The following is a 23,059-nucleotide window of genomic DNA, read 5'->3' on the forward strand; positions in this document are numbered from 1 at the left end:
GAATGGTTGCCAGAGAAAAAAGTGGGCGGTGAATGGCTCAAGTCTATTGGCCTGAGGTTTACCGCCCGGCTTCGCGCCGGGGTTTGGGCTTGTAGACGCGCGATTTCTTGCGGTCCAAAAAGGCCGGCAGTCTATCGTTGCGGGACAAAACAATCCACACGCCAACCAACGCCAGGCCCAGGGCGGCGAGCATGGAGTAAGTGATGAAGGTGCTGCCAACGGCCGTCTGGTCGGGCCGGAACAGCTCGATCCAGGCGCGGTTGCCGCCCCACCAGGCCAGGAAAAGGCCAAATAGTGTGCCGGTAGCCCAAACATCGCGGTAACGGCCGTTCAGCCACACCAACAAGCCAAAGCCAATAAATAACACAATGGACTCATACAAAAACGTCGGGTGGAACCGGGTTTCCAAAGGATAAGTCGCCAGATTGTTGTAAGGAGCGATGCGATGTGGGGTCTCAATCAAAATCCCCCAGGGTAATGTGGTGGGCGGGCCATACAACTCCTGATTGATAAAATTGCCCCAGCGCCCAATGGCCTGCGCCAGAAGCAGGGCCGGGCCGGCCACGTCGGCGTAATGCCAAAATTTCAGCCGCCGCCACTGCACGTAAACTGTGCCAACCACGGCCGCGCCAACGAAACCGCCCAGGATGTTGACGCCTCCCTGACGGATGTTGATGATGTCCATAAACGAGGTGTATTGGCCGCCATCTATCATGTCTAGCAGGACATAGGTCAGCCGGGCAAAGATGTAGCCGGAAAAAATAACCAGAATGGCGGCGTTAAGCAGATCATCCACACTCTGGCCTCGTTTTTCGATCTCGCGGCTGGCCCACCAGATACCGGCCAGTATTCCGGCCGTCACCAGGATGCCGTACCAGTAAATGGCGAAGCCATCGCCAATGGGAATGGTGAATGCTATGGGGTCAATTTGTATACCATCTAACATTGTGGGTTCCTTAATCTCATTTATTCAATATAGCCCAGAGCGCGCAATTGCTGGCGCAGTTGCTCGTCCATTTCGATTTCCGCGCCGGCGGAGAGCGTGTCGCGCTGCCGTTCCAGGTTGTTGGCTAAGCGCTCGATGGCCTGGTTCAGCACGGCCGTTTCCGCTGTCTGCGCGCTCATCACATTGTCCAATTCTAGCGGATCGGCCGCCAAATTAAAAAGCGCGTCGGGGATGGCGTCTACCTGCACCAGTTTTAAGGTGGTTTCACCGCTGGCCTGCACCACCGCCCGCCGCGGCGATAGGCAGCGAAATTGGGTCAATAACTGGGGCTGGCGGCTTTCGATGGCCTGGACAAAATTGAGCGGCGGATAAATTTCACTGTAGGCCGTACCTTGTTCGGGATCACGGCCGTCCACTGTGTTCAGCAGCGTCAGGCCATGTACCCGCACCGGGTCCAGATTGGCTTTTTCCGGCAGGCGGCCGGCGGCGTCTAAAATGGTGTGGAACACGCGCCGGGTACTCACCGGCGTCGCCAGCCGTTGGTTGGGCGACAGGCGGCGCGGCCACTGCATCATCAGCGGCACATGGACCAATTCCTGGTAGGCCACAAAGGCGTGGCCGAAGTGTTGGTGGTCGCCCAGGCCATCGCCGTGGTCGGCGACGATAATCGTGAGGGTGTCGGCGTGCTGGGAACGGCCGTTTAACACGCCCAACAACTCGCCCAGGTAATCATCCTGGTAGGCTACCTCGGCGTCGTACATGTCGTTCAGGACGCGCGATTCCAATTCGCCCAGCGGCTCGGCCAGCGGCGCGGCCCAACGGTACGCCTCGCGGTTCCAGGTGCGCATAATGTCGCGGGCTTCTTTGCTGTGGCGGAAATAGGGCAGCACGCGGTCCACCACATCGCCGGGCGGCCAGAAAGGGAGGTGGGTTTCCATGAGGTTGAGGAAGAGGAATAACGGCCGTTCCGTCTCCTGCTTCTCCCGTTCCCGCAAAAACTGGCTTACATCGCGCACTGAACGGGCATTCTGCCCCTTAAAATTCGCCAACTTAGACCACAACGGCGTTGTCCAACTATTCAGCGACAAGCGAAACGCCAGGTCCGAACGGCCAAAAAAGTTTTGCACCGGGTAGGAAATACGCCGCAAGAACTGCGTGTACCACTCGATGAGTTGGTCAACCGGCGCCGGCCAGGGTGACGCACTCTTCGGCAAACTGGGAAACGCGCCACCATAATTGTAAAACGTCTGGAAGCCCCGCTTGAAGCCGTTGTTCAGAATGCCCACCAGCGGGTTGTTGCAAAAACCTATCGTCTGGTAGCCGGCGTCGCTCAATACTTCCGCCAGGTGGGGGATGTCCGGGCTGAGCGTATGGGAGGATTGCGTTACCTGATGGGCTGTGGGATAAAGCCCGCTGAACAGCGAAGCATGGCTGGGGATGGTCCACTGAGCCGGGGAAACCGCCTGTTCAAAAACAACCCCCCGGTTGGCAAAACGATCTAGATTGGGGGTCAGGTCTGGTTTATAACCATACGCGCCGATCCTGTCGGCACGCTGTGTATCTAACACAATTAAAACGATGTCGGGTTTCTTCATAGACTGCGCTATCACTGTCGGGATGGGCTTAGATTGGACAAATCTTCTGAGATTTGTCCAATCTTCCGTATGTTAGTTAATTTTCATTCCTAACTATTTTTGCGCCACGTCAATTTCACTGGCGCGGGCGTTCTGGTTCACAACCAATGGGGGGCGATGGTTTGGCATTATTTCCACCAGACTCCGGTGATTTTACTCTGCCGCCAGACGATAACCAACCCCCCGCACGGTCTTGATCCAACGCGGAGCGGCCGGGTCCGCCTCTATTTTTTTGCGCAGGTAATGGATGTAGGGCTTCACGTTGTCAATGGCGGCCACGTCGCTCATTTGCCATGCCTGCCGCGCCAACTCCTCGGTTTTGACAACCCGCCCGGTATGTTCGGCCAGCACCACCAACAGATCAAACTCGCGGGGAGTCAGCTCAACAATCGCGCCGGCGACAAACACCTCATGGGTTGCCAGGTCCACGATCAATTCGCCATCGGCCAGTTCATAACGGCTGACGGCTCTGGCCTTGTCTTTGCCGCCAGACCGGCGCAAATGGGCCATCACCCGCGCCAATATCTCCGCCTGATCAAAGGGCTTGACAATGTAATCGTCGGCGCCCATTTCCAGGCCGCGCACCACATTGTCCACGCTGCCCAGGGCTGTTAAGAAGATGATGGGAATGTCAGTAAAGCTGCGTATCTGGCGGCACAATTCCCAGCCGCCCATGCTGGGAACCATCACGTCTAACAGGGCCAGATCAGGCGCGGCGGTACGCGCCAGGTCCAGGCCATCTTCGGCGGTGTAGGCTACCAGCGTCTTGTAGGCGCTTCTGAGAAGAATATGTTCAATGGTCTTGGCCAGCGCCGTGTCATCGTCCACGATGAGGATTGTCTGGCTCATAGGTTAATCGCCACCCAGGCCAAACCAGGCGAGGATGTTGCCTAACAGCGTCGCCTGCACGTCGGGCGGCAGGGCGACAAAGGGGAACATCACAAACACGGTTCGTTGATCAAACTCTTCATCGTACACAGCAAAACCGGCCACAGCGTCTGGTGTGTCGCTGGCGGGGCCACGCAGAAAAAAGTCGGCGGCGTCGTCGGTAAAGAGGCCGCCGAGGAGGTCGGACAGGATGGCGTCGTAAGTCTGGTCTAATGGGAAGATGTCGCCGGGGGTCAGGCCATCCAGCAAGACAGGGTCGCTGCCGCTGACCTGGACATCGGCGATGGGTGCGAGGGGCAGGCTGCTAAACAGGGAGGGAGCCGAGCCGGTGACAAAAACGGAACCGCCGGCGTCGAGATAGTCCAGGATAACGGCCGTACTCGCATCAAAAAAACCATCTTCGTTCTGGTAATCGCCGGTATCCCAAATGACCAGGGCGTAGCCATCTAGCATACCTTCTTCTAGCGGGCCATCGGCGCTGGCCGTCCAGGTGGTCACCACAAAACGAGGCAGCAGCAAATCCAGCAGGGCGTCGCCGCTGGAAACGCCGCCGTTCAGCGGGTCGCCATCGTCCTGCACAAACAAGAAAATCCCTTCGCCGGGCTGGCCGCCTTCGGCCAGTTCGCCTTCGCTTACGGCGAGGGTATAAGCGCCGCCACCTTCAAAAAAGTCGCGCACGACAATGGTATAGGTTCCGTCATCGGGGATGTCTATGCCTGACAGTTCTTCAGCCTCGCCGCTGAACGTGCCATCTTCGAGTTGCAGCAAGGTGTTATCGGGACCGTACAGTTCAATGACCAGGTCCATCTCTTCGCTGGTGGCAGCAATGTCTACGACGGCCGGGCCTTCACTGAAAAGCCAGCCATGGGCGACGGCCGGTTCCAATTCGCCTTCTACGGTTTGCCCCAGGCCAATATCGCCCTGGATTTCGGCATCAATGTCTTCAGCCGCCTGGCCGCCGCCGGAAGTTTCGCCGGGGGTCTCAGGGTCGGAACTGGCTGGCGCGCTGCTGTCGGCAGTGAGCAGTTCGGCTTCGACCGTTTCTGCGGCGACGTTGGTGGGGCAGAGGGCGATGGGGTCTTGCAGCAGACAGCCGCCCAGGGCAGCTTGCGCGTCCAACGGGATCAGGTCTAGCAGGCGGTTTAGGCTGTTTTCCAGCCCTTCGCGGCTGGCCGCCAACACAACAACGGTGCGACGGCCGTCTTCATCTTCGGCCAACACAATCAACGACGTACCGGCCATTTGCACGTTGCCCAACGCGGATTGAATCAGACGCAGCTCTGGCTCGGCGGTGGCGTCGTCTGCTGCATCGGCATCGTCTGGCTCGGCATCGGCGGCGTCATCGGCCAACTGTTTCTCCTGAGCGGCAGTGAGGATGGGCGGCTCTATGGTCAGGCTGACGCCAGCCGAGGCCAGGATGTCGGCCACGTCGTCGGCCTGGTTGTAGAGACCCAGGTACAATACGTCGTGGTTGGGCTGTGGCTCAACCGCCAGGTCCAGCGCGATGTCCGCCCGGCGGAAGGCGTCTTGCAGGGCGATGATGTTGTCGAACGCCCCTGCGCCCAGGTCTGGTTGGCCGGTGTAAACCAGGTTAACCGACGGCCCGTAGAAATAGGGGAAGTCGGTCAGAGTCACCTGCCGCGCCATTGGTTCGGTGAGGAAGTCGGCGATGTGGGCGATGAAGCGGCTGTTGTCGTAAACGGTGACATAGGGATTGTTGAGGAAATGGACATCGCCCAGAGCCAGCACACGGCCGTCGCGCCCAGATGCAGCGACCGCCAGACCACCAGGCCGGTCGGTGGCCGATGACCAGGTGTTGTTGTCGGCGATGATGAGGGGCACGGCCGTTGGCCCCACCTGTAACGATTGGGCGCTGTAGAAAGCGAGTTGGGTCACGCTGTCCAGCAGAGGGTTTTCGGAACGGCCGTCTTGCCGCAGAATGATATTACGGAAATTGCCTTCATTTTCTACGGTGTTATACAGATAATCGCCGTTAAAAATCAGGTCGAACTCATTCGCCAGACTGTTCAACGGAATGCGGTCGGTATCCAGTTGATAAGTGAACGAGAACAAGTCTGTTTCGTCGAATATAACCTCAAAGCGCGTCGGGTCGCCCACCAGCAGCAGCCGTCCACCCCGATCCACAAAGCGGGTCAGGGCTTGAATTTCGGCCAGGCTAAAAGCCTCCAGAGGGGTGATGGTGATGAAGGCGGATACCGGGCGCAGTTGGCGGGCCAGGTCGCCCCCGGTGTAGTGCAGCAGTTCAAACCCACGAGAAGATAAACGGCCGTCCAGGTGGCTAATATCATCCAATGTGAAGCTGTTGCGATGGGCTTCGTCCAATAAAATCAGGCCGCTGCCCACAACCGGCTCATCTACAAAGGCAAAAGAGGCCGGCGTGGGGACCGCCTGAATCTCAACCGCCTGAAACAGCGGCACGGCCGGCCGGTCTACCCGCGCCAGCCGGTTAAACTGCCCGTACCGCACCACCGAAGGAGCCAACAGCAGGGCAAAAAAAATGATAACGAGGAGAATCGCTTTACGCATAGTTCAACCTTATGACAAGTATCTGTCGCCAAAAACAGCCAGAAACGCTCAGCTAATTAATTGCCGGCAAAGGGTTCCACGTGGCGGTAATAGAGACCGGGGGCCAGATTGCTGGGCGCAGCCCAAAGACGGGCGACATCCAATGGTTCCACGCGCACGGCCGTTGCCAATCCGGCCACGTTAGGGAAAGCCAGCGGATACAACTCCAGCGTGTCGTAGCCACGAATACCGGCCAATTCAGCCGCGCGGCGCACCACCTCTTCGTTAGCCGCCAGACCGTCAATCATGCCAAATTCCAATGCTTGCACGCCGGTATACACTTCGGCGCGCGACAACGTCTGGCGATCAATGGTCAGGCGGTCGCCGCGCCCTGTTTCCACAGCCTGCAAAAAAGCAAATTTGGCCCGCTCAATCTGGCGAACCGCGCCATCGCGTGTGCCGCCAAAGGCTTTGAATGGGCCAGTGGTCAGCAAATCTTCTTCGATAAACACATCGCCGGGCAAGAAGGCAATCACGCCAATGCTGCCCACGCTAGAAGTGGGTTTGGCGTAGATTTCATCGGCGGCGGCGGCCATGTAGTAGGCGCCGCTGGCGGCCAGCAAATCAATGGAAGCCACGACCGGCATCTGGCGGCGCGTCTCTAATACATCCAAAAAAAGCTCTTCGCTGTAGGCGGCCGAACCGCCGGGGCTGTTAATCACCAGGACGACGGCTTTGATGGCCGGGTCTTGCCGGGCATAAGCCAACTGCTCGGTAATCTCGAAGGCGGTATCGCTGGCAATATCATAACTGAGACGAATGACGCCAATTTGGGGTTTAGGGACGATACGGGGGGCGGCCAAAATGCCCAGGCCCAACGGGAGAAGCACAACCAGAATGAGAAGCAAGATAATGGTTAACGGGGAACGATCTGATCTGTTACTTTCATCCATAGAACACCTTTGTTGTTTGGCGCAGGGCTTACGCCGGCACGTTTATTGGTCATTTGAAGACCGTATTCCCTTTGCTCGTCGCAGTGCAGGATATACGAGTACCGTAACCTGAAGTGGGTAATCCGTAGTCCGTATTCAGTAATCCGTAGTCCGACGGCGTTTGCCATAGGCAGCGCCCTTCAGAATACCGAATACGGATACTAGAAAGCAGCGCCGATCCTGCCAATTTAAGGGGTAAGGATAGCATGGAGACAGGTCCGTCGCAACACCTGTTCCCTGCCGCGCGGCGGGAATACGGCCGTTGTCAACAACTTTACCCATTCAAAGATAAACTGTTGGCTTCTATGACAGCTAGAATGGCTTATGTTAGAATGCAGATATGCCATCGTGGCTCATTCTGGCATTGTATTATCCATGCATATCACACATTTGTCTTTGACCAATTTTCGCAATTACGGCCGTCTCGAACTAGACTTGGCGGCCGGTCCTACCCTGTTGCATGGCAACAACGCCCAAGGCAAGACCAACTTACTGGAAGCCATCTACTACCTGGCGACCACTCGTTCGCCTCAAGCCGAACAGGACCAGCAGCTCATCCATTGGGAAGCCACCCATACCGAAGAACCCATTGTCGTTGGACGTATTCAAGCCCAACTGTCCACCCAAAGCGGCCCCCGGCAGGTTGAAATGCGCCTGATTCTGGAACAGAGCCAGACCGCCCAGCCGGGCAAAACCAGCTTCCGGCGTGAAGTTCTGGTAGACCGGCGTAAGGTACGGCTGATGGATCTGTTGGGCCACCTGCGCGTTGTGCTGTTTTTGCCGGAAGACATTCAGTTGATCAGCGGTTCGCCCAGCCAGCGCCGCCGCTATCTCGACATCACCTTATGCCAGGTGGACCCCGTTTACTGCCGTCATCTGGCCGATTACAACAAAATTTTAGAGCAGCGCAATGCCCTGCTGCGCCAGATTGCCGAAGGAAGCGGATCAGTAGAAGTGCTGCCCGTTTTTACCGAACGGCTGGTGAAGTTGGGCAGCCACGTTTTTGCGCGCCGCGCCGCGTTTTTGCACCAGATTTCCCGCGAGGCGCAGCGCATTCATTACGAAGAGCTAACCGATGGCGGCGAGACGATTCGCCTGCACTATTTGCCGCGACTGGAAAGCAAAGAGATGGCGCAAAATGGCTCGCTGGCGGCATTGACCCAGGCCGGCCAATGGCTGCAAGAGAAGCAGCGCAGTCTGGCAGCGGTCGAAGAGCGGTTTAGCCAGGCAGTGGACGCCGCCCGGCAGGCAGACATGGCGCGGGGCAGCACCAGTGTGGGACCCCACCGGGATGAGTGGTATTTCCAGTTGAACGGCCGTCACCTGGGCAGTTATGGCTCACGTGGGCAGCAGCGCACAGCCATCCTGGCCCTGAAAATGGCCGAAATCAACTGGATGACCCAAACAAGCGGTGATGCGCCCATCTTGCTGCTAGACGAAGTTGTGGCAGAATTAGATGAACAGCGGCGCGCGCTGTTATTGGCTTACGTACTTAGAGTGAACCAGGCTCTCCTGACCGCCACCGATCCTACCATGTTTACTCAGAGTTTTTTACGACAGGCCGCCAGCTTTACGGTGGCAAACGGCCGTGTACAACTTAATGGCAATGTATAATCAAGACTCGATAAACTTCCGAAAACCTGTCAGTTCTACAAGAGAAGTGGTTGTGAAAAGACCTGGACATCTTTACGAAGCCCAAGACACGGTACTCATTATTGACGACAGCCCGGAAAACCGGCTCCTGCTCTCTTCCCAATTGGGTATGGAAGGTTACCAGATTTTACAAGCCCAAGACGGTCACGAGGGTTTGAACATCGCTCGGGCAACCGACCCAGACATTATCCTCCTTGACGTGATGATGCCCGACATCAGTGGCTTCGACGTTTGTAAACAGCTAAAAACGGACAGCCAAACGCATCTCACACCGGTGATCATGGTTACAGCCCTGCGCGACATCAAACACCGCATCGAAGGCATTGAGGCCGGCGCCGACGAATTTTTGTCACGGCCGCACAACCGGGAAGAGCTTCTTGTCCGTGTGCGCACCCTCATCCGCCTGAAACGCGCCAGGGTTGGGTTGGAAGAAGAGCGCAACCGCTTGCAGCTTCTTTACGACATCAGTCAGGCCATCAGCGCCGAATTAGACCCGGACATCTTGATGGCGACCATCATTGACAAAACCCAAAAAGCGGTGGGAGCCACCAAGGGCAACATCATGCTGCTGAACGAAACCGGCCAGGTGGACCACAAATTCCTTGTTCGCGCCGGTTCGCCCGTAGAAATCAGTGATCGCGTTACTCAGGAAGTAATGACGCGCGGTTTGGGCGGTTGGTTGATTCGCCACAAGCGGGGTGACATTATCGAAGACATTCAACAGGACGACCGCTGGATTACCCTGCCGGACGATCCCTTAGAAGAAGGCTCGGCCATTGGAGTTCCCCTGTTAAGTCCGAAACAAGTCGTGGGTGTCATCATCTTAAACCACCCACAGACCGGCTATTTTCATAAGCAACACCTCTCCTTGCTGGAAACCATTGGCACATCGGTAGCCGCGGCGCTGGAAAATGCCAACTACTTCACGGAAATCAGCGAAGAACGGCGTAAATTGGGTGCAATCTTGACCCAATCCACCGATGCCATCTTCACGACCGACGAGCAGTGGCATATTTCGCGCATCAACCATGCCGCCGAGCGGCTCTTTGGCGTAGATGCCCAGGAAGTGACCCACAAATCCATCCGCGACGTGCCGGAGCTTCATCTGCTGCTGCCTATTTTTGAGAACGCAGCCAGCCGCGTTGCCCCCGAAGAGGTGCAGCTTAAAAACGGCAAGACGTTGTACGCCAGCATCTCGGCCATTCAAGAAGTTGGCTACGCGGCCGTCATTCAGGACGTGACTGAGTTCAAGAAGATTGAGGAGATGCGGTTGGCCGAAGAACGGCGCGAACAGCAGCTCTTAAAAGAGACGTTTTCGCGCTATATGGGGCAGCGTCTTGTGGAACATGTGATGTCTCATGAACCCGGTTTGCTGTCGCGGCGTGAGCGCCGCCGGGCGGTGGTGATGTTTGCCGATCTACGCAATTGGACCAGCGGCATGATCATGAAAATTGAGCCAAACGAGGCCATTAACCAACTGAATGAGTTTTTTACGCAGATGATGGAAATTGCCGTGAAATATGATGGCACAGTCTTCGAGCTAACGGGCGACGAAATTCTGGTAGGTTTTAACGCGCCATTCGACCAGCCAGACGCGCCGCTGCGCGCTATGCAAACGGCCGTCACCATGCAGCGCGACTTTAACGTCCTGCGCCGGGGCTGGTATGAGCAGGCCGGCACCGAGTTGGGTCTGGGCATCGGCGTGGATTTGGGCGAAGTGGTGTTGGGCAATGTGGGGGCAGAATCACGTATGAGCTACCGGATGGTGGGGGAACCGATGAACACCGCCCACCGCCTGGTAGACCTGGCCGAAGATGGACAAATCATCATCTCGCAGGTGGTTTACCAGGCGTTACAAGACATCGCGCCTCAGTTTGCACAGCAAACACCCTTCGAGCGAATTGGTCCGATTGCCTTGAAAGGGATTTCGCCGCCGCAAATTTTGTACCGCACGGCCGTTGCCCGCACACCGATCCGGGACCTGATCTGAGCAGCGCCAGGTTTTTATCCTCGCAAAGGTCATAACCTGACATCTTTGTCACCTTATCAGATGTCACCTTGTCCGCTCATTAACGGCCGTTTCCCCGGCATCCCCGGTCGGCGAGGATAAACAGCCGGCGTGGGCGCAATTTTGGGCACAACGACCAGGTAATGGGGCTTCTCCTGCCCCACAGAGGGCGCCGGCGTCAGAGCAGCTGCGCCGCCGCCCAACACGCGAATGGCCGCGGAAGCGGCAGCCGTTTCCGCGGCCGCCGCTTCCCCTTTTTGCGCCAACATGTGCCCACCTACCCGGCACAATGGCAGCAAATACTCGGCCAACACCCGCATCTCAGCCACGGCGCGGGCCACAGCCCAATCATACTGCTCCCGATGGTCGCCCATCTGTCCCAGATTCTCCGCCCGCTCCACCAACACAACCACATCATCAAAACCCAATTCTGCCGCCACCACCAGCAGAAAGTCCGTTTTTTTAGCCACGCTTTCCACCAGCGTCAATTGCAGTTCCGGGTAGAGGATTTTCAGCGGCAGCCCCGGAAAGCCAGCGCCTGTGCCTACGTCTATGAGCACACGGCCGTTCAAATCCCCGGTCACCAGAGCGCAGGTCAACGAATCGAGGAAATGGCGCTGCTGAATGGCTTCGGGTTGGCGCACGGCCGTTAGATTCAGCCGCTCATTCCATTCCAGCAGCAGCGCCAGATAACACGCAAATTGGGCCAACTGCACGGCCGTTAACGGCCGCCCCCAGGCGGCCGCTTGCGCAGCTAACAGGGCGACGGCGGTCATCGGCTGCGCTCCAGGCGCTTCAATTCTGCGTCAATGATATACGTGTCGTACTGCTCGCCGCCAAAATGGGCCGGTGTAAAGCCAATCCAATTTTGCTGCATCCGATAATCGCCGCGCACGTACAACGTCGCCAGCGGCGCTTCCCCCCCCTCGCCAAAAAAGCCATTCTCCACCTGACGATATAGAGTAATACGCTGCTCCAAATCCGTCGTTTGCGCCGCCTGCCGCAGCAGATCGTCCAGGTTGGTACACGGCCGTCCGGCTCGATTTTCGCTGTCGGAACAATGCAGCAGTTCATTCAGCCAGTTGTGTTGATCGGGATAATAAGAAGCCCAGCCCAGTTCCCACACATCCGGGCGAGCATCCCCCGCCTCGACGCGGGTATTCGCCAAGAGGGTGCCAAACTGCACCTGCTCCAGAACGATTTGCTCCTCGGTACAGTCCAGCTCCTTGATCCACATATCGCGGATTAATTCGGCCTGGCGCAGCGACAGGTCTAAGGAGCTAACGACAAAGCGGATGGGCGGCATCAGACGACAACTGCTAAACCCACTGTCGGCCAACTGCTGCCGGGCATAATCCGGGTCGTACCCGACGCCTACGCTGTCCATTGGCGGTGCGCCCACAACCCCCGGTGGCCCCAAATGGCGCATCGCCTGCGCCCGCCCAGCATACAAATCCTCGGCCAGAGCCTCGCGGTCAATGGCGGCGCTGAAAGCGCGGCGCACATTGGCATCCCGAAATACACCGCTGCTAAAGTTGAAACTGATGTAAAAAACGGTCTGGTTTGTAACCATGCGCGCGCGGGGAGCAAATTGCGCCAAAAAATCTTCGCGGCTGCTGGCCGGTAAGGGGGCAATATCTAACTGCTTGTCTTGCCACAATTCGACCATGCTATTGTCGCTGTCAAAGAAAAAAATGTTAACAACTTCCGCGTTGCCACCTCGCGGCAGCGGCCATTCGGTATTGCGCTGCAAAATGGTGCGCTTTTCCGACAAGTTGCCAGAGGTAAGCAGGTATGGGCCGCTGGTGTAGATATTTTCCGGCAGCTGCCAGTCGTCTTCAAACTCGGCGATGAGTTCGCCAGGAACCGGTCTGAGCAGCGTCAGGCTGGTAATGGTCAGGAAATAACTGGCCGGCTTGGTGAGGGTGATTTGCAAGGTATGTTCGTCTATGGCTTTGGTGCCAATGGCGTCCAGGTCACCGGGAGACACGGCCGTTAACCCATGCACTTGTTCACAGCCCACAATGAGAAACAAGATAAAGGCTTCGGGTGTTTTTGTCGCCGATTGGCAGACCCGCTGCACGGCCGTTACCACGTCGGCGGCCACCACCGGCCGGAGCACACGGGGCTGCGGCAGTTTGTCTTCCACCACCACGCCAGTCGGCGGGCGCAGCCAAAACACATCATCGCGCAGGTAAAAGGTCCAGACACGGCCGTCGCGGCTAACCTCCCACCCACTGGCCAGCTCCGGCTCTACCGTGTTGGTGTCGTGGTTAAAATTGGTCAGCCCGGCAAACAGATTTTCCACCAGGGTCAGACCATTGTCATCGGCCGTCTTTTGCGGATCAAGACCAGGATACGCCCCGCGCATACCCACGTCCAACACCACCGGCAGCCGCCGAGTAATAACCACCGGCGTCGGCGTAGCCGTCTGCCGTACCACTTTGGTGACCACTTCCTCAAACCCTTCGATGGTCACAACCTCGGTCACAACAACGTCCACAACCGGCGTGTTGTCACACGCGGCCAACCACAACGACAACCAAACGAGCATAAAGAGAGAACGGCCGTATCGCCTCCACCACTGCTTGTTAGTCAACTTTCTCATCACTGCGCCATGCTACCCCATGCCCACACCGCGGGCAACTATTTTCACCTTACGCCTACACTATCTTACCAATAGTGGGCTATGATTTGCCATGTCAACAACCGAGTAGTAAACTAGGACCAATAATCTCTTAGTGCGGCTTGGTTAAGGAAAGGCTCAGCATGTACGAACGCGTACTGGTCATTGATGACTCCGAAGAGATTCGGGAATTTTTGAGCGAATACATTCTCAAACCCAAAGGGTTTGAAGTTCTCCTGGCTTCTAACGGGTTGATGGGGCTGGAGATGGCGATTGCCAAAGAGCCGAATTTGATGATCGTGGATCAGCAAATGCCGCGTCTCACTGGGTTGGAGGTTCTGGAAAAGCTCAAAGAACGGGGGATTGAAATTCCGGCCATCCTGGCAACGGCGCATGGTTCTGAGGAAACGGCCGTTGCCGCCTTCCGCCTGGGCATCCGCGATTACGTCATCAAACCATTCGACGCTGATGAAATCAGCGAATCTGTGGACAAAGCCCTGCGTGAAAGCCGTCTGGCCCGCGAACGGGACCAACTGGTGCAGCAGTTGATGGAGAGCAATTCCCAGCTACAGCGCCGCGCCCAGGAACTGAACGTCCTATACGGCGTTGGCAAATCCGTCGCCTCGTCGCTGGATTTGGAGGAAGTGCTGCATCGCGTGGTCGAAGCGGCCGTTTACGTCGTCGGCGCCGAAGAAGGCTCGCTGATGCTGCTAGACGAAGACCAGGGCGAGTTGTACATTCGCGCCTCCAAAAACCTGGACTCCAAAGCCCAATCCATGCGCAAGCGTGTTTCCGACAGCCTGGCCGGGAAAGTGCTGCAAACAAAACGAGCCATCGCCATCGGCAATGACTCGCAGTGGAAGCGCACCCACACCGCTTTGTTGGTCAAATCGTTGATCTATGTGCCCCTAATTTTGCAAAACCGACCCATTGGCGTCCTGGGCGTTACCAACCGCCTGAAAGAGACGTCGTTCGACAGCAACGACACCCGCGCCCTCTCTGCTTTGGGTGGCTACGCCACTATCGCCATCAACAACGCCAACATCTACAGCGAAATCGAACGAGAAAAGAACACCCTCAGCGCTGTGATGGATTTGTCCGACAACCCCATTATCGTCATAGACTCCAAAAATCGCCTGCTGCTGAGCAATTCCGCCGCCCGCAAACATCTCGGGTTTGCAGCCGGCGAAAATCCCATCGGGCAAATGATTGACGATGTTGTGCAGGGGGAAATCTTAGATTTTATCCATCAGTCACAGGGAACAGGCACGACACTGGAAAAGCACCTTGTCGCCAACAGCGGGCAGCGTTTTAAAGCGGAGATAACCCTTATCGAAGGGGGCAACCGTTCCATCCTGCTGGAGCCGTTGGCTTAGGGTTCATATGTTTTTAACCTGGTGAGATTGGACCAATCTCCAAGATTGGTCCAATCTGGAAACTCCAAAGTTAATTGCAAACGAACCCTTAGGGCCTGCATAAAATCCAACTTACCGCTCAGACCTGACAGATTCTCGGAAATGTGCCAGGTCTTTTACGTAAAAGACCCCGTCGCTGCGGCAGCGACAGGGTCTTGAATGTTCGGGCAAGAATCGGCTTTCAGCCTCAAGATTTCATTCCCAGCCAAAAATGGTGCAATAAAACAGTTCGTGTTGGTTGAACCTCTATTAGCCCAACCTTTTTTTCCTCACTCAACGATTGGGCATTGACCAAACACAGGTCTGGGGAACGGCCGTACTTCTCCAAATAATACGCCGCCGCCCGACTCACTTTCTCATCAAATGACCGCTGACGGTCGTTGTCCAGCCACAGCATTCCCACATCCATGCTTAAACTTCTCCGGCGGCGCTTCCGGGCCACAAACGGCCGTCGGCGTCAAAAATCAATACATTCTGGCGGTCAATGGGCGCAGCTGCCAGCGGAATCTCATCCAAATGGGGCCGGACGACGTAAGTATGGGCCATCAGGGTGGGCGTCGGTGGCCGCCGCAGTCGGGATAGGCTCAGGTGCAAATCATAATCACCAATGCTGGCCGCCTGAAAACTAACCTGCCGGCCGCCGGTGATGGCAACAAAATCACCACGCCCAAACAAAGTCTCCGCACCGCTGTTTTCGCTGCCAGCCGCATCGCGCGCCGCCCGTTTATCCGGGACCTGCCCCACGACCCGCGCCGCCAGATTGGCCCGCAAATTGGCGTCGAACACGGCTGCCCCCGGTTCGGTCGTGCTGAGGACCAGGTGGATGCCCACTTTATCGCCGCGCTGCACCAGGTGGGTGATAGCATCCACCACCGGCGCACCACCACCGGCCATAAACGCGGCCGCTTGCTCAATGAAGACAATCAGATGGGGTACGGCCGTCTGGTTTTCCTCGCGGTAGGCCATTTCGTTAACCAGGAAGTGCAGCGTTTCGACGGCCGTATTCAGGTCATAAATCACCGAGGTGAGCATGTGGGGCAAATAGTTCAACGACTCCAACTCCGCATACGCCGGGGGTCTATCATCCATTTGCGGCGATAAGATGAGCAGTTGTACCTGTGATTGACGATTGGTCAGCGCCAGCGACACAGCCATCGCCCGAATCAACGTCGTTTTCCCTGCGCCAGCCATACCAGACAGCAGCATATGGGTCATATCCTTGGGGTCAAATTGCAGCAGCACCGGCCGGCCATCTGGCGACAACCCCAATACGGCCGTCAGCGGGGGTACATCCGGCGTTATCGCCAGCAAATCGAGCAAAGGAACAGGCGGCTCTTCCTTAAACGCCACGTCCAACTGCCAACGGCCGCCCTGCCGGCTGACCGACACGTCGGGCACGCGCAGCGCCACCTTCATTTCCCCGGTCAGGTCACGCAAACGCTCCCAGCCGGCCGCCAGGGCTGTCTGCAAATCAAAGGTAATCGCCCGCGGCGTCACCACGCCGCCAGCCAGCGCACGGCCGTTGCGCGACGCCGCATCTGGGTAGCCCATTCTGGTGGGAGCCATATCATGACGCGCCAAAACCCGCTCGATCTGCCGGGATTGAATTTCTAGCCGATGCTGCAAGCGCTGCGCCTGAAGCATTCGTCGTCGTTCTATGATTGTGGTCATCGGTACTAGAACACCAGTTCTATTCTTTAGATAAAAAAGAAGGACGGCGAGATACGGCCGTCCTTCTGTAGCAACTCCATTCAGGCCATTAAGCTGTCTGGCGCAGCACCATCATTACCTTGCCCTGCACCTGAACATCTTCTGGCTGCGCATAAATCGGCTGCATCGTCGGATTGGCGGGCTGCAAGCGGATGCGGTCGCCATCGTAATAGAAATATTTGAGGGTGGTGGTGTCCCCGGCCAGCCAGACAGCCACCATATCGCCATTCTTAGCCGTTTCTGCCTTGCGCATGATGACGATGTCGCCATCGTTGACCATCGCGTCAATCATGGATTCCCCATTAACCCGCAGGGCAAACAAATCATCCACGCGCCCTTTGAGCATGGCCGAACTGACTTCAATGGCATCTTCTTCGTCATAAACCGAAAAATCGCCGCTGCCTGTTTCAATGGGTTCGCCAGCCACAATATCGCCAACCAGCCGGATTTTGACCAGACCGGAGACGCTTTCGGCAACTTTAACGGCCGTCTCGTTGACTTTTTCGATCACCACATTGAGGAATTCGTTGGCTTTTTCGGTAAAGTTAATGCCGCGTGACACTTCAGCGTCTCGGCTCAGGTAGCCGCGCTCTTGCAAGCGGGTGAGGTTATAATTGACGACTGACGTGGAACTGATGTCCACCGCTTTACCGATTTCACGGATGGTTGGCGGACGGCCGTGTTCTTCACGATAGTCCCAAATAAACTTGAGTATGTTTTGCTGCCGCTTCGAGAGTGGCTTCTTGCTCATGGCAAATAACTCCTTGATGGACGGCCGTTTCCTATTCAAAATTAACCCAAAAGGTCGGCAGTCGCTCATTTGTTCTGTTATTATAAGCGAACAAGTGTTCGGTGTCAAGGAATTTTTACGTCAACTCTTGTGAACAGACGAACAAACAAGGACAACAAAGACGCCATGAATTTTGAAACGTATACCTTCCCCAGCCGTCGTTCCAACGTGATTGCCGCCAATGGCCTGGTGGCTACCAGCCAACCGCTGGCGGCGCAGGCCGGTCTGGATGTGCTGAAGGCGGGCGGCAATGCCCTGGATGCGGCCATTGCCACGGTGGCCACGCTGTGCGTGGTGGAACCCTGCTCCACCGGCATTGGCGGCGACGCCTTTGCCCTCATCTGGTCGGCACGAGAGCAGCGGCTGTATGGCCTTAACGCCAGCGGCCCAGCCCCACAGGCCCTAACGGCCGATTTTGTCCGCCGCCAGGGTCACGACGAGATGCCAGCGCTGGGACCGCTGCCAGTCACCGTGCCCGGAAGTTTGCGCGGCTGGCAGGCAGCCCTGGAGCGATTTGGCGCCCTGGGGCTAGACACATTGCTGCAGCGCGCCATTCAGTACGCCGAAGAGGGTTTCCCGGTGAGCCAGCGTATTGCCCGCGCCTGGGAAGCTTCGACCGAAAAAATGAGCGCCCATTCTGATTCGCGGCGTGTCTGGCTGCCAAACGGCCGTGCCCCCCGCCCTGCCGCCCGCTTCCGCAACCCTGAATTTGCCCGTACCCTGCGCACCATCGCCGAGAACGGCCCCGACGCTTTCTATTTGGGCGACATTGGCCGCCAGATTGCCCACTGCGTGCAGGTCGCCGGCGGCGTCCTGACCCAGGATGATCTGGCCGCTTACCGGCCGGAATGGGTGACGCCCATTCAAACAGGCTACGGCGCTGGCTTCACCTTCCACGAAATTCCGCCTAACGGCCAGGGTCTAACGGCGCTGCTGGCGCTGAATATCCTCAAGGGGTTTGATTTGCCCGCCCTGGGTTACGGCACGGCCGATTATTACCACGCCCTGATGGAGGCCATCAAGTTGGCGTTTGCCGACGCCCACGCCACCATTGCCGACCCACGCCAGGCGAATGTGCCGCTGGACGGACTGCTGTCTGATGGCTACGCGCAAAAACGGCGCGGGCTGATCCACATGGAGCGCGCCCAACTGCCGCTGGCCGGCAGCCCGCCGCGCCATGGCGACACCGTTTACCTGACAGTGGCCGACAACGCCGGCAACATGGTTAGCTGGATTCAAAGCCTGTACATGGGTTTTGGCAGCGGCCTGACAGCAGGTACGACTGGCGTGCAGTTGCAAAATCGTGGAGCCAATTTCAGCCTGGAACCGGGCCATCCCAACGAAGCGGCGCCGGGGAAACGGCCGTATCACACCATCATCCCCGGCTTCATTACCAAAGATGGGCAGGCATGGAGCAGTTTTGGCGTGATGGGCGGTTTTATGCAGCCGCAGGGCCATCTGCAAGTGGGTTTGAATCTGGTGGCGTTTGGCATGGACCCGCAGACAGCCCTGGATGCGCCGCGTTTTAACTGGCTGCAAGGGCTGACGTTTGGCCTGGAAACGGCCGTACCCTCCCCCATCCGCGCCGATCTGAGCCAACGCGGCCACCAGCTTCTCGCGCCGGAAACGCCGCTGCACTACGGTGGCGGGCAGGTCATCGTGCGTGACCCGGAGAGTGGAATTTTGATAGGCGGCAGCGAACCACGCAGCGACGGAACGGCCGTTGGCTGGTAGGGTAAGGCGCGTTTTGCCAGACGTGTCCGGCGCGACATACTTTTGACGCAGCGCTTATACCCTCTTAAGCCGCACGTAAGAAATCAGCGCTACACTGATTCCAACCACATAGAGAAAAATTCGTGATCCAGGAGAGCAAGATGAAAAATCCGTTTGCCCGACGTGATGCAGAAGACAGTGTGCGCGGCATGAACCGGCTGCCACCCGGCCAATCGCTCACGCAAAAATTCCCGGTCCTCCATTACGGTCCGGTTCCCAGAGCTAATCTGGCTGCCTGGACACTGCGCGCTTTTGGCCGGGTGGAGGAGGAAAAGGTGTGGACCTGGGAGGAGTTTAACCGGCTGCCGCGCACCAACGTGACGATGGATATCCACTGCGTCACTCGCTGGTCTAAATTCGACACCGCCTGGGAAGGCGTCTCGTTGAAAACGCTGTTGGACGCCGGCTTCATCAAGCTGAAGCCAGACGCCAACTACGTGGTGCAGCACTGCGAACACGGCTATACCACTAACACGCCGCTGGATTTAGTCTTGCAAGACAATTTTCTGTTGGCGACCCATTTTGATGGGCAGCCGCTGACGCCGGACCATGGGTATCCACTGCGCGGCGTGGTAGGCAGTTTTGCCGACCGCAGCGAACCAAAGACGGCTTATTTCTGGAAAGGGGGCAAGTGGCTGCGCGGGCTGGAGTTCCGGTCCACCGACCAGCCTGGCTTCTGGGAAAACGCCGGCTACCACAACGAAGCCGATCCCTGGACGGAGCAGCGGTTCAGCGGCGGCAATTGGCTGTCGGGACGGTGAAATTTCGGATTTTGGATTGCGGTTTTCGGAATTAGCGCAGCGAGCGGCGGGTAAAATTATCCCGCCACTCGCTGTTTGTTATTCTCGCTCGCCGATCGTGATTTGCATTTGCTGCACTTGCCCACCGCGCAAGATGCCCAGCGGCACGGCCGTTCCCACCCTATCGCCAGTCAACAAAGCCAACAGATCATCGTGGTCGCGCACTTTTTCGCCGTCCAGGGTCACAATCGTGTCGCCCAGGGTCAGGCCGGCGGCCGAAGCCGGGCTGTCTGGCTCGGCCGAGACGATGAGCAGGCCGCTTTTCTGGCCTAGCTGTTCGCGCAGGTCGTCCGGCAGGCGGACGCGCTGCGTGCTGACCCCCAGATAGCCGCGCTTCATACGGCCGTCGCTCACCAGCGCATCGGCCACACGAGACAATGTGGCTGTAGGGATCGCCAGGCTCACGCCGCCCATCAGTGCCGAGGTGTTCATACCGGCCAGACGGCCGTGCGCATCTACCAACGGCCCGCCAGAAAAACCAGGGTACATCACCACGTCGGTTTGCAGGTAACGGTCTACCTGGCCGCCCATGCGCGTGCGCCAACCGTCGCCCAGGGCGCTGACGATGCCCAGTGTGGCTTGCACCGTTTTGCCTGGACGACCCAACGCCAACACCAGATTGCCTACACCCAATTCTTGCTTGTTGCTTTCGGTGAAGGGGGTCAGGTCGGTCGCCTCGGCGCGGAGAACGGCCGTGTCCGTAGACGGATCGCGCCCTACCAATACAGCCGGGACGGTACGGCCGTCGGGCAGGCCAATCTGGATGTTATCGTCGCGGGAAACGACATGGTGGGCAGTGACAATCAGCCCATCGGCCGACCAGACGATGCCGGTGGCGGGAATGCGGCGACGGCCGTCTACGCGCACCACGCCAGCCCCGGCGGCAGCGACAGTGTGGGCCAGGGCATCGGATAGTTCAGTTAATACAATGGTCATGGGAATCTCCTTCATCTGTTATGCGTCAGGTGTGACGCGGGTTGGTGACGATGCGTGGATGATAACGAAGGCGATGGTTAGCGACATCGGCTGTTTGATGGGGTGGGACCTGGAAGAATGGGTAGGGAGGTGTGAAGTGTGAATTATGAATTGTGAAGTGGGAAGTGGGAATTTATACCCGCAAAGGTCGTAAGCTGACACTTCTGTCACCTGTCACCTTGGCAGGGTTAGAGGGTGATGAGACCCTGGCGGGTGGCGACGACGACAGCTTCGGTGCGGGATTGGGCGTTGAGTTTGCCCATGAGGGCATTGACGTGGAATTTGATGGTGTGTTCACTGACGCCCAGGTGTTGGGCGATGGCTTTGTTGGTCAGCCCCTGGGCCAGGCGTTGCAGCACTTCCAGTTCGCGGGGGGTCAGGTCATCATTGGGCAGGGCGAGGGGCGAGACGGCCGTTACCAATCCACCACTTACCGCCGGATCCAACACAATTAGCCCGTGTATGGCCGCCTGAACGGCCGCCCACAATTGGTCGGGGTCCGATTCCCGTCGCAGCAATACCCGCACACCGGATGACCAGAGAACGGCCGTTTGCCCTTCATCGGCCACCAACGCGACCACCGGCAGAGCCAGGTCTTCCCAAACCGGCAGCGTTTCCACCGCCGCCCACCCCACGTCCCAGACCACCACGTCCGGGCGCACATCCAATTCGGCCAAATCGCTGGCAAACTGGGCGCTGTTCAACTGCCCCATCACCACGCCATCTGGCTGCCCGCCCAACAAAAGCGCCAACCCCATCCGCGCCAGCGGATCATCGCCAACCAACAAAATTTGTAGTGGTTCCATATTGGGCAGGTTCGTATTCCGTGTTCGGCTCACGGCTCACGGCTTTACTAGCGCAAAGTCAACGTCACCTGGTAGGTATTCTGCGCCAGATTATATTCTTCCAATTGCAGCGCATACCACCCCGGTTGACTCAAAATAAAATCGTTAATGATTTCCGACTGGTAGGTTAGCAATTTATTGTCCGGGCTGATAAGCAGCAGCAGCAAATCGCTGCCGGTCAGTGAGGTGGTTTGCACGCTAACCATTTGCTCGGCGGCAGCGTTGAAGAACCAGACATGGGTCATGGCGTCATCAATTGTACCGGTCTGCGCGACTCCAGATTGTAGAATACCCATCGGCCGAAAATCGCCCGATTCGTCCCAGAGCGCCAGGTAATAGCGCCCGGCTTCGCCGCCAGCCGCATACACCTGAATCACGTACTCACCATCGGCGGTGGGATTGAGGGGCAGCGATTCTACCTGGCCGGCTGGAGCCTGATTTTGCTCTGTTACTTGCGCGCCGGTGGGCGAAAACAGCCGAAGACCAGGATTTAAATTCGGCTCGGCGATGACGCTGACGGTAATCGGCTCACCGGCTTCCAGAAAAATAGTCCAATTGTGGCTTTCGTTAGCGGCCAGGTCGTCCGTGAAGGCATCGTAATAACTGATTTCGCCACGGTCGGTGACGGTGGGGAGGGCGGGGATGGTCGCCGTGCTGCCCGGCGGCACGGCCGTTGTGCCGGGCACGGCCGTTGTGCCGGGCAAGGGCGTCAGGAGGGGGGTGGGCGTAAGCACCGCGCCCGGAGGAGGGCCGGTCTCCTGCCCATTGGTCAGGGTTGGCGTAAACGTAATGCCAACCTCTTCTTCTTTTTCCGGCATCAGCGTGGGCGTGACGTTGGGGGAAACGGCCGTTGGCACAAACACTGTCGGGAATTCCGGTACGGCCGTTGGTGGTTCTTCCACCGATTCTGGCGGTTCAAACCCATCTTCGGTGGGCGCGGCCGCCGGCGTCGCTTCGCTCTGGGGCGCATCCAACCCGGATGGCGTCAGCGTGACGCGGGCGAGTTGGCTAGGGCTGATCAGCTTTGTTACATCCAGATACCAGAACTCTTTAAGCACGGCCTGCTTGCCGCAGCCGATCGGCCCCTGCCAATGCTGCACCCTGCCCAACACTGTCATCGTCAGGCCAGGCGGAAACAATTCGTACAGTGGGCCATCAAAACCACCGGCCTGAAGCAGCGCGTCGCCATCTTGCACCGTCCAGGTCGTTGGTCCGGGATGCGGATCAGACCCACACACCAGGCGCGGCAAACGGCCAAACTGCCCCGTCACCTGCACCAACGCGCCTTCAAAAAACTCCGGGTTTTCCAGCAAGTCGGGCAAACTAATCGGAATGCCCTGCGCGCCTATCGGCACGACCGGCAGCGCGCCCAGCGCCGGCACAGTGGGAAAAGGCGTCGGGGTTGGTTTTTCGCTGCTCTGGCAGCCAACGAGCCAGACCACCAGAAGCAGCAGGAGCAGCAGCAGATGTTTTTTCAT

At 57.8% G+C, this 23,059-nt stretch carries 17 protein-coding genes; 5 read left to right on the plus strand and 12 right to left on the minus strand.

Annotated elements, in window-relative coordinates:
* Nucleotides 1-58: 58 nt before the first annotated feature.
* From lgt to IPM39_01565, 5 genes are all read right to left on the minus strand, one after another.
* Complete coding sequence (gene lgt, locus IPM39_01545) at nucleotides 59-946, minus strand: prolipoprotein diacylglyceryl transferase (protein MBK8984759.1); 888 nt, start codon at nucleotides 944-946, stop codon at nucleotides 59-61.
* A gap of 20 nt (nucleotides 947-966) precedes the next feature.
* Nucleotides 967-2,541, minus strand: coding sequence for a sulfatase (locus IPM39_01550; GenBank protein ID MBK8984760.1), 1,575 nt, complete (start codon nucleotides 2,539-2,541; stop codon nucleotides 967-969).
* A gap of 192 nt (nucleotides 2,542-2,733) precedes the next feature.
* Entirely contained in the window at nucleotides 2,734-3,429 is a 696-nt protein-coding gene (locus IPM39_01555) for a response regulator transcription factor (protein ID MBK8984761.1), read from the minus strand.
* 3 nt (nucleotides 3,430-3,432) lie between these two features.
* The gene (locus IPM39_01560) at nucleotides 3,433-6,015 is read right to left on the minus strand and encodes a hypothetical protein (GenBank protein MBK8984762.1); all 2,583 of its coding nucleotides are present in this window, start codon (nucleotides 6,013-6,015) and stop codon (nucleotides 3,433-3,435) included.
* A 56-nt stretch (nucleotides 6,016-6,071) separates the two neighbouring features.
* The gene (locus IPM39_01565) at nucleotides 6,072-6,947 is read right to left on the minus strand and encodes a S49 family peptidase (GenBank protein ID MBK8984763.1); all 876 of its coding nucleotides are present in this window, start codon (nucleotides 6,945-6,947) and stop codon (nucleotides 6,072-6,074) included.
* Between the two features lie 429 nt (nucleotides 6,948-7,376).
* Here IPM39_01565 and recF point away from each other — a divergent pair, with 429 nt between their 5' ends.
* Both recF and IPM39_01575 read left to right on the plus strand, forming a co-directional pair.
* Nucleotides 7,377-8,600, plus strand: coding sequence for a DNA replication/repair protein RecF (recF, locus tag IPM39_01570; protein MBK8984764.1), 1,224 nt, complete (start codon nucleotides 7,377-7,379; stop codon nucleotides 8,598-8,600).
* Nucleotides 8,601-8,652: 52 nt separating this feature from the next.
* The gene (locus tag IPM39_01575; GenBank protein MBK8984765.1) at nucleotides 8,653-10,629 is read left to right on the plus strand and encodes a response regulator; all 1,977 of its coding nucleotides are present in this window, start codon (nucleotides 8,653-8,655) and stop codon (nucleotides 10,627-10,629) included.
* Between the two features lie 56 nt (nucleotides 10,630-10,685).
* On the opposite strand, the gene rsmG is transcribed toward IPM39_01575, so the two are convergent.
* Both rsmG and IPM39_01585 read right to left on the minus strand, forming a co-directional pair.
* Complete coding sequence (rsmG, locus tag IPM39_01580) at nucleotides 10,686-11,423, minus strand: 16S rRNA (guanine(527)-N(7))-methyltransferase RsmG (GenBank protein MBK8984766.1); 738 nt, start codon at nucleotides 11,421-11,423, stop codon at nucleotides 10,686-10,688.
* On the minus strand, nucleotides 11,420-13,255 hold the full coding sequence (locus IPM39_01585; protein MBK8984767.1) for a hypothetical protein: 1,836 nt from the start codon (nucleotides 13,253-13,255) through the stop codon (nucleotides 11,420-11,422). The genes rsmG and IPM39_01585 overlap by 4 nt, the downstream gene beginning before the upstream one ends.
* Nucleotides 13,256-13,416: 161 nt before the next feature.
* Here IPM39_01585 and IPM39_01590 point away from each other — a divergent pair, with 161 nt between their 5' ends.
* The gene (locus IPM39_01590; GenBank protein MBK8984768.1) at nucleotides 13,417-14,649 is read left to right on the plus strand and encodes a response regulator; all 1,233 of its coding nucleotides are present in this window, start codon (nucleotides 13,417-13,419) and stop codon (nucleotides 14,647-14,649) included.
* 450 nt (nucleotides 14,650-15,099) lie between these two features.
* On the opposite strand, the gene IPM39_01595 is transcribed toward IPM39_01590, so the two are convergent.
* Both IPM39_01595 and lexA read right to left on the minus strand, forming a co-directional pair.
* Nucleotides 15,100-16,359, minus strand: coding sequence for a hypothetical protein (locus tag IPM39_01595; protein ID MBK8984769.1), 1,260 nt, complete (start codon nucleotides 16,357-16,359; stop codon nucleotides 15,100-15,102).
* 88 nt (nucleotides 16,360-16,447) lie between these two features.
* Nucleotides 16,448-17,149, minus strand: a complete 702-nt coding sequence (gene lexA, locus IPM39_01600; GenBank protein MBK8984770.1) for a transcriptional repressor LexA — start codon at nucleotides 17,147-17,149, stop codon at nucleotides 16,448-16,450.
* 165 nt (nucleotides 17,150-17,314) lie between these two features.
* Here lexA and ggt point away from each other — a divergent pair, with 165 nt between their 5' ends.
* Both ggt and IPM39_01610 read left to right on the plus strand, forming a co-directional pair.
* Nucleotides 17,315-18,922: a gamma-glutamyltransferase gene (gene ggt, locus IPM39_01605; GenBank protein ID MBK8984771.1), complete on the plus strand. Its 1,608-nt coding sequence runs from the start codon at nucleotides 17,315-17,317 to the stop codon at nucleotides 18,920-18,922.
* A 140-nt stretch (nucleotides 18,923-19,062) separates the two neighbouring features.
* On the plus strand, nucleotides 19,063-19,722 hold the full coding sequence (locus IPM39_01610; protein ID MBK8984772.1) for a sulfite oxidase-like oxidoreductase: 660 nt from the start codon (nucleotides 19,063-19,065) through the stop codon (nucleotides 19,720-19,722).
* A gap of 78 nt (nucleotides 19,723-19,800) precedes the next feature.
* Here IPM39_01610 and IPM39_01615 read toward each other — a convergent pair whose 3' ends face one another.
* From IPM39_01615 to IPM39_01625, 3 genes are all read right to left on the minus strand, one after another.
* Nucleotides 19,801-20,697, minus strand: coding sequence for a trypsin-like peptidase domain-containing protein (locus tag IPM39_01615; GenBank protein MBK8984773.1), 897 nt, complete (start codon nucleotides 20,695-20,697; stop codon nucleotides 19,801-19,803).
* A gap of 227 nt (nucleotides 20,698-20,924) precedes the next feature.
* On the minus strand, nucleotides 20,925-21,542 hold the full coding sequence (locus IPM39_01620) for a response regulator transcription factor (GenBank protein MBK8984774.1): 618 nt from the start codon (nucleotides 21,540-21,542) through the stop codon (nucleotides 20,925-20,927).
* Nucleotides 21,543-21,589: 47 nt separating this feature from the next.
* Nucleotides 21,590-23,059: a hypothetical protein gene (locus tag IPM39_01625; protein MBK8984775.1), complete on the minus strand. Its 1,470-nt coding sequence runs from the start codon at nucleotides 23,057-23,059 to the stop codon at nucleotides 21,590-21,592.

Origin of the sequence: Candidatus Leptovillus gracilis, assembly GCA_016716065.1 — a bacterium.
Lineage (GTDB): Bacteria > Chloroflexota > Anaerolineae > Promineifilales > Promineifilaceae > Leptovillus > Leptovillus gracilis.

Excerpts from the sequence above, each read along its gene's own strand:
- lgt (MBK8984759.1), bottom strand. The coding sequence starts at position 946 with ATGTTAGATGGTATACAAATTGACCCCATAGCATTCACCATTCCCATT.
- IPM39_01550 (MBK8984760.1), bottom strand. The coding sequence starts at position 2,541 with ATGAAGAAACCCGACATCGTTTTAATTGTGTTAGATACACAGCGTGCC.
- IPM39_01555 (MBK8984761.1), bottom strand. The coding sequence starts at position 3,429 with ATGAGCCAGACAATCCTCATCGTGGACGATGACACGGCGCTGGCCAAG.
- IPM39_01560 (MBK8984762.1), bottom strand. The coding sequence starts at position 6,015 with ATGCGTAAAGCGATTCTCCTCGTTATCATTTTTTTTGCCCTGCTGTTG.
- IPM39_01565 (MBK8984763.1), bottom strand. The coding sequence starts at position 6,947 with ATGGATGAAAGTAACAGATCAGATCGTTCCCCGTTAACCATTATCTTG.
- rsmG (MBK8984766.1), bottom strand. The coding sequence starts at position 11,423 with ATGACCGCCGTCGCCCTGTTAGCTGCGCAAGCGGCCGCCTGGGGGCGG.
- IPM39_01585 (MBK8984767.1), bottom strand. The coding sequence starts at position 13,255 with ATGAGAAAGTTGACTAACAAGCAGTGGTGGAGGCGATACGGCCGTTCT.
- IPM39_01590 (MBK8984768.1), top strand. The coding sequence starts at position 13,417 with ATGTACGAACGCGTACTGGTCATTGATGACTCCGAAGAGATTCGGGAA.
- IPM39_01595 (MBK8984769.1), bottom strand. The coding sequence starts at position 16,359 with ATGACCACAATCATAGAACGACGACGAATGCTTCAGGCGCAGCGCTTG.
- lexA (MBK8984770.1), bottom strand. The coding sequence starts at position 17,149 with ATGAGCAAGAAGCCACTCTCGAAGCGGCAGCAAAACATACTCAAGTTT.
- ggt (MBK8984771.1), top strand. The coding sequence starts at position 17,315 with ATGAATTTTGAAACGTATACCTTCCCCAGCCGTCGTTCCAACGTGATT.
- IPM39_01610 (MBK8984772.1), top strand. The coding sequence starts at position 19,063 with ATGAAAAATCCGTTTGCCCGACGTGATGCAGAAGACAGTGTGCGCGGC.
- IPM39_01615 (MBK8984773.1), bottom strand. The coding sequence starts at position 20,697 with ATGACCATTGTATTAACTGAACTATCCGATGCCCTGGCCCACACTGTC.
- IPM39_01620 (MBK8984774.1), bottom strand. The coding sequence starts at position 21,542 with ATGGAACCACTACAAATTTTGTTGGTTGGCGATGATCCGCTGGCGCGG.
- IPM39_01625 (MBK8984775.1), bottom strand. The coding sequence starts at position 23,059 with ATGAAAAAACATCTGCTGCTGCTCCTGCTGCTTCTGGTGGTCTGGCTC.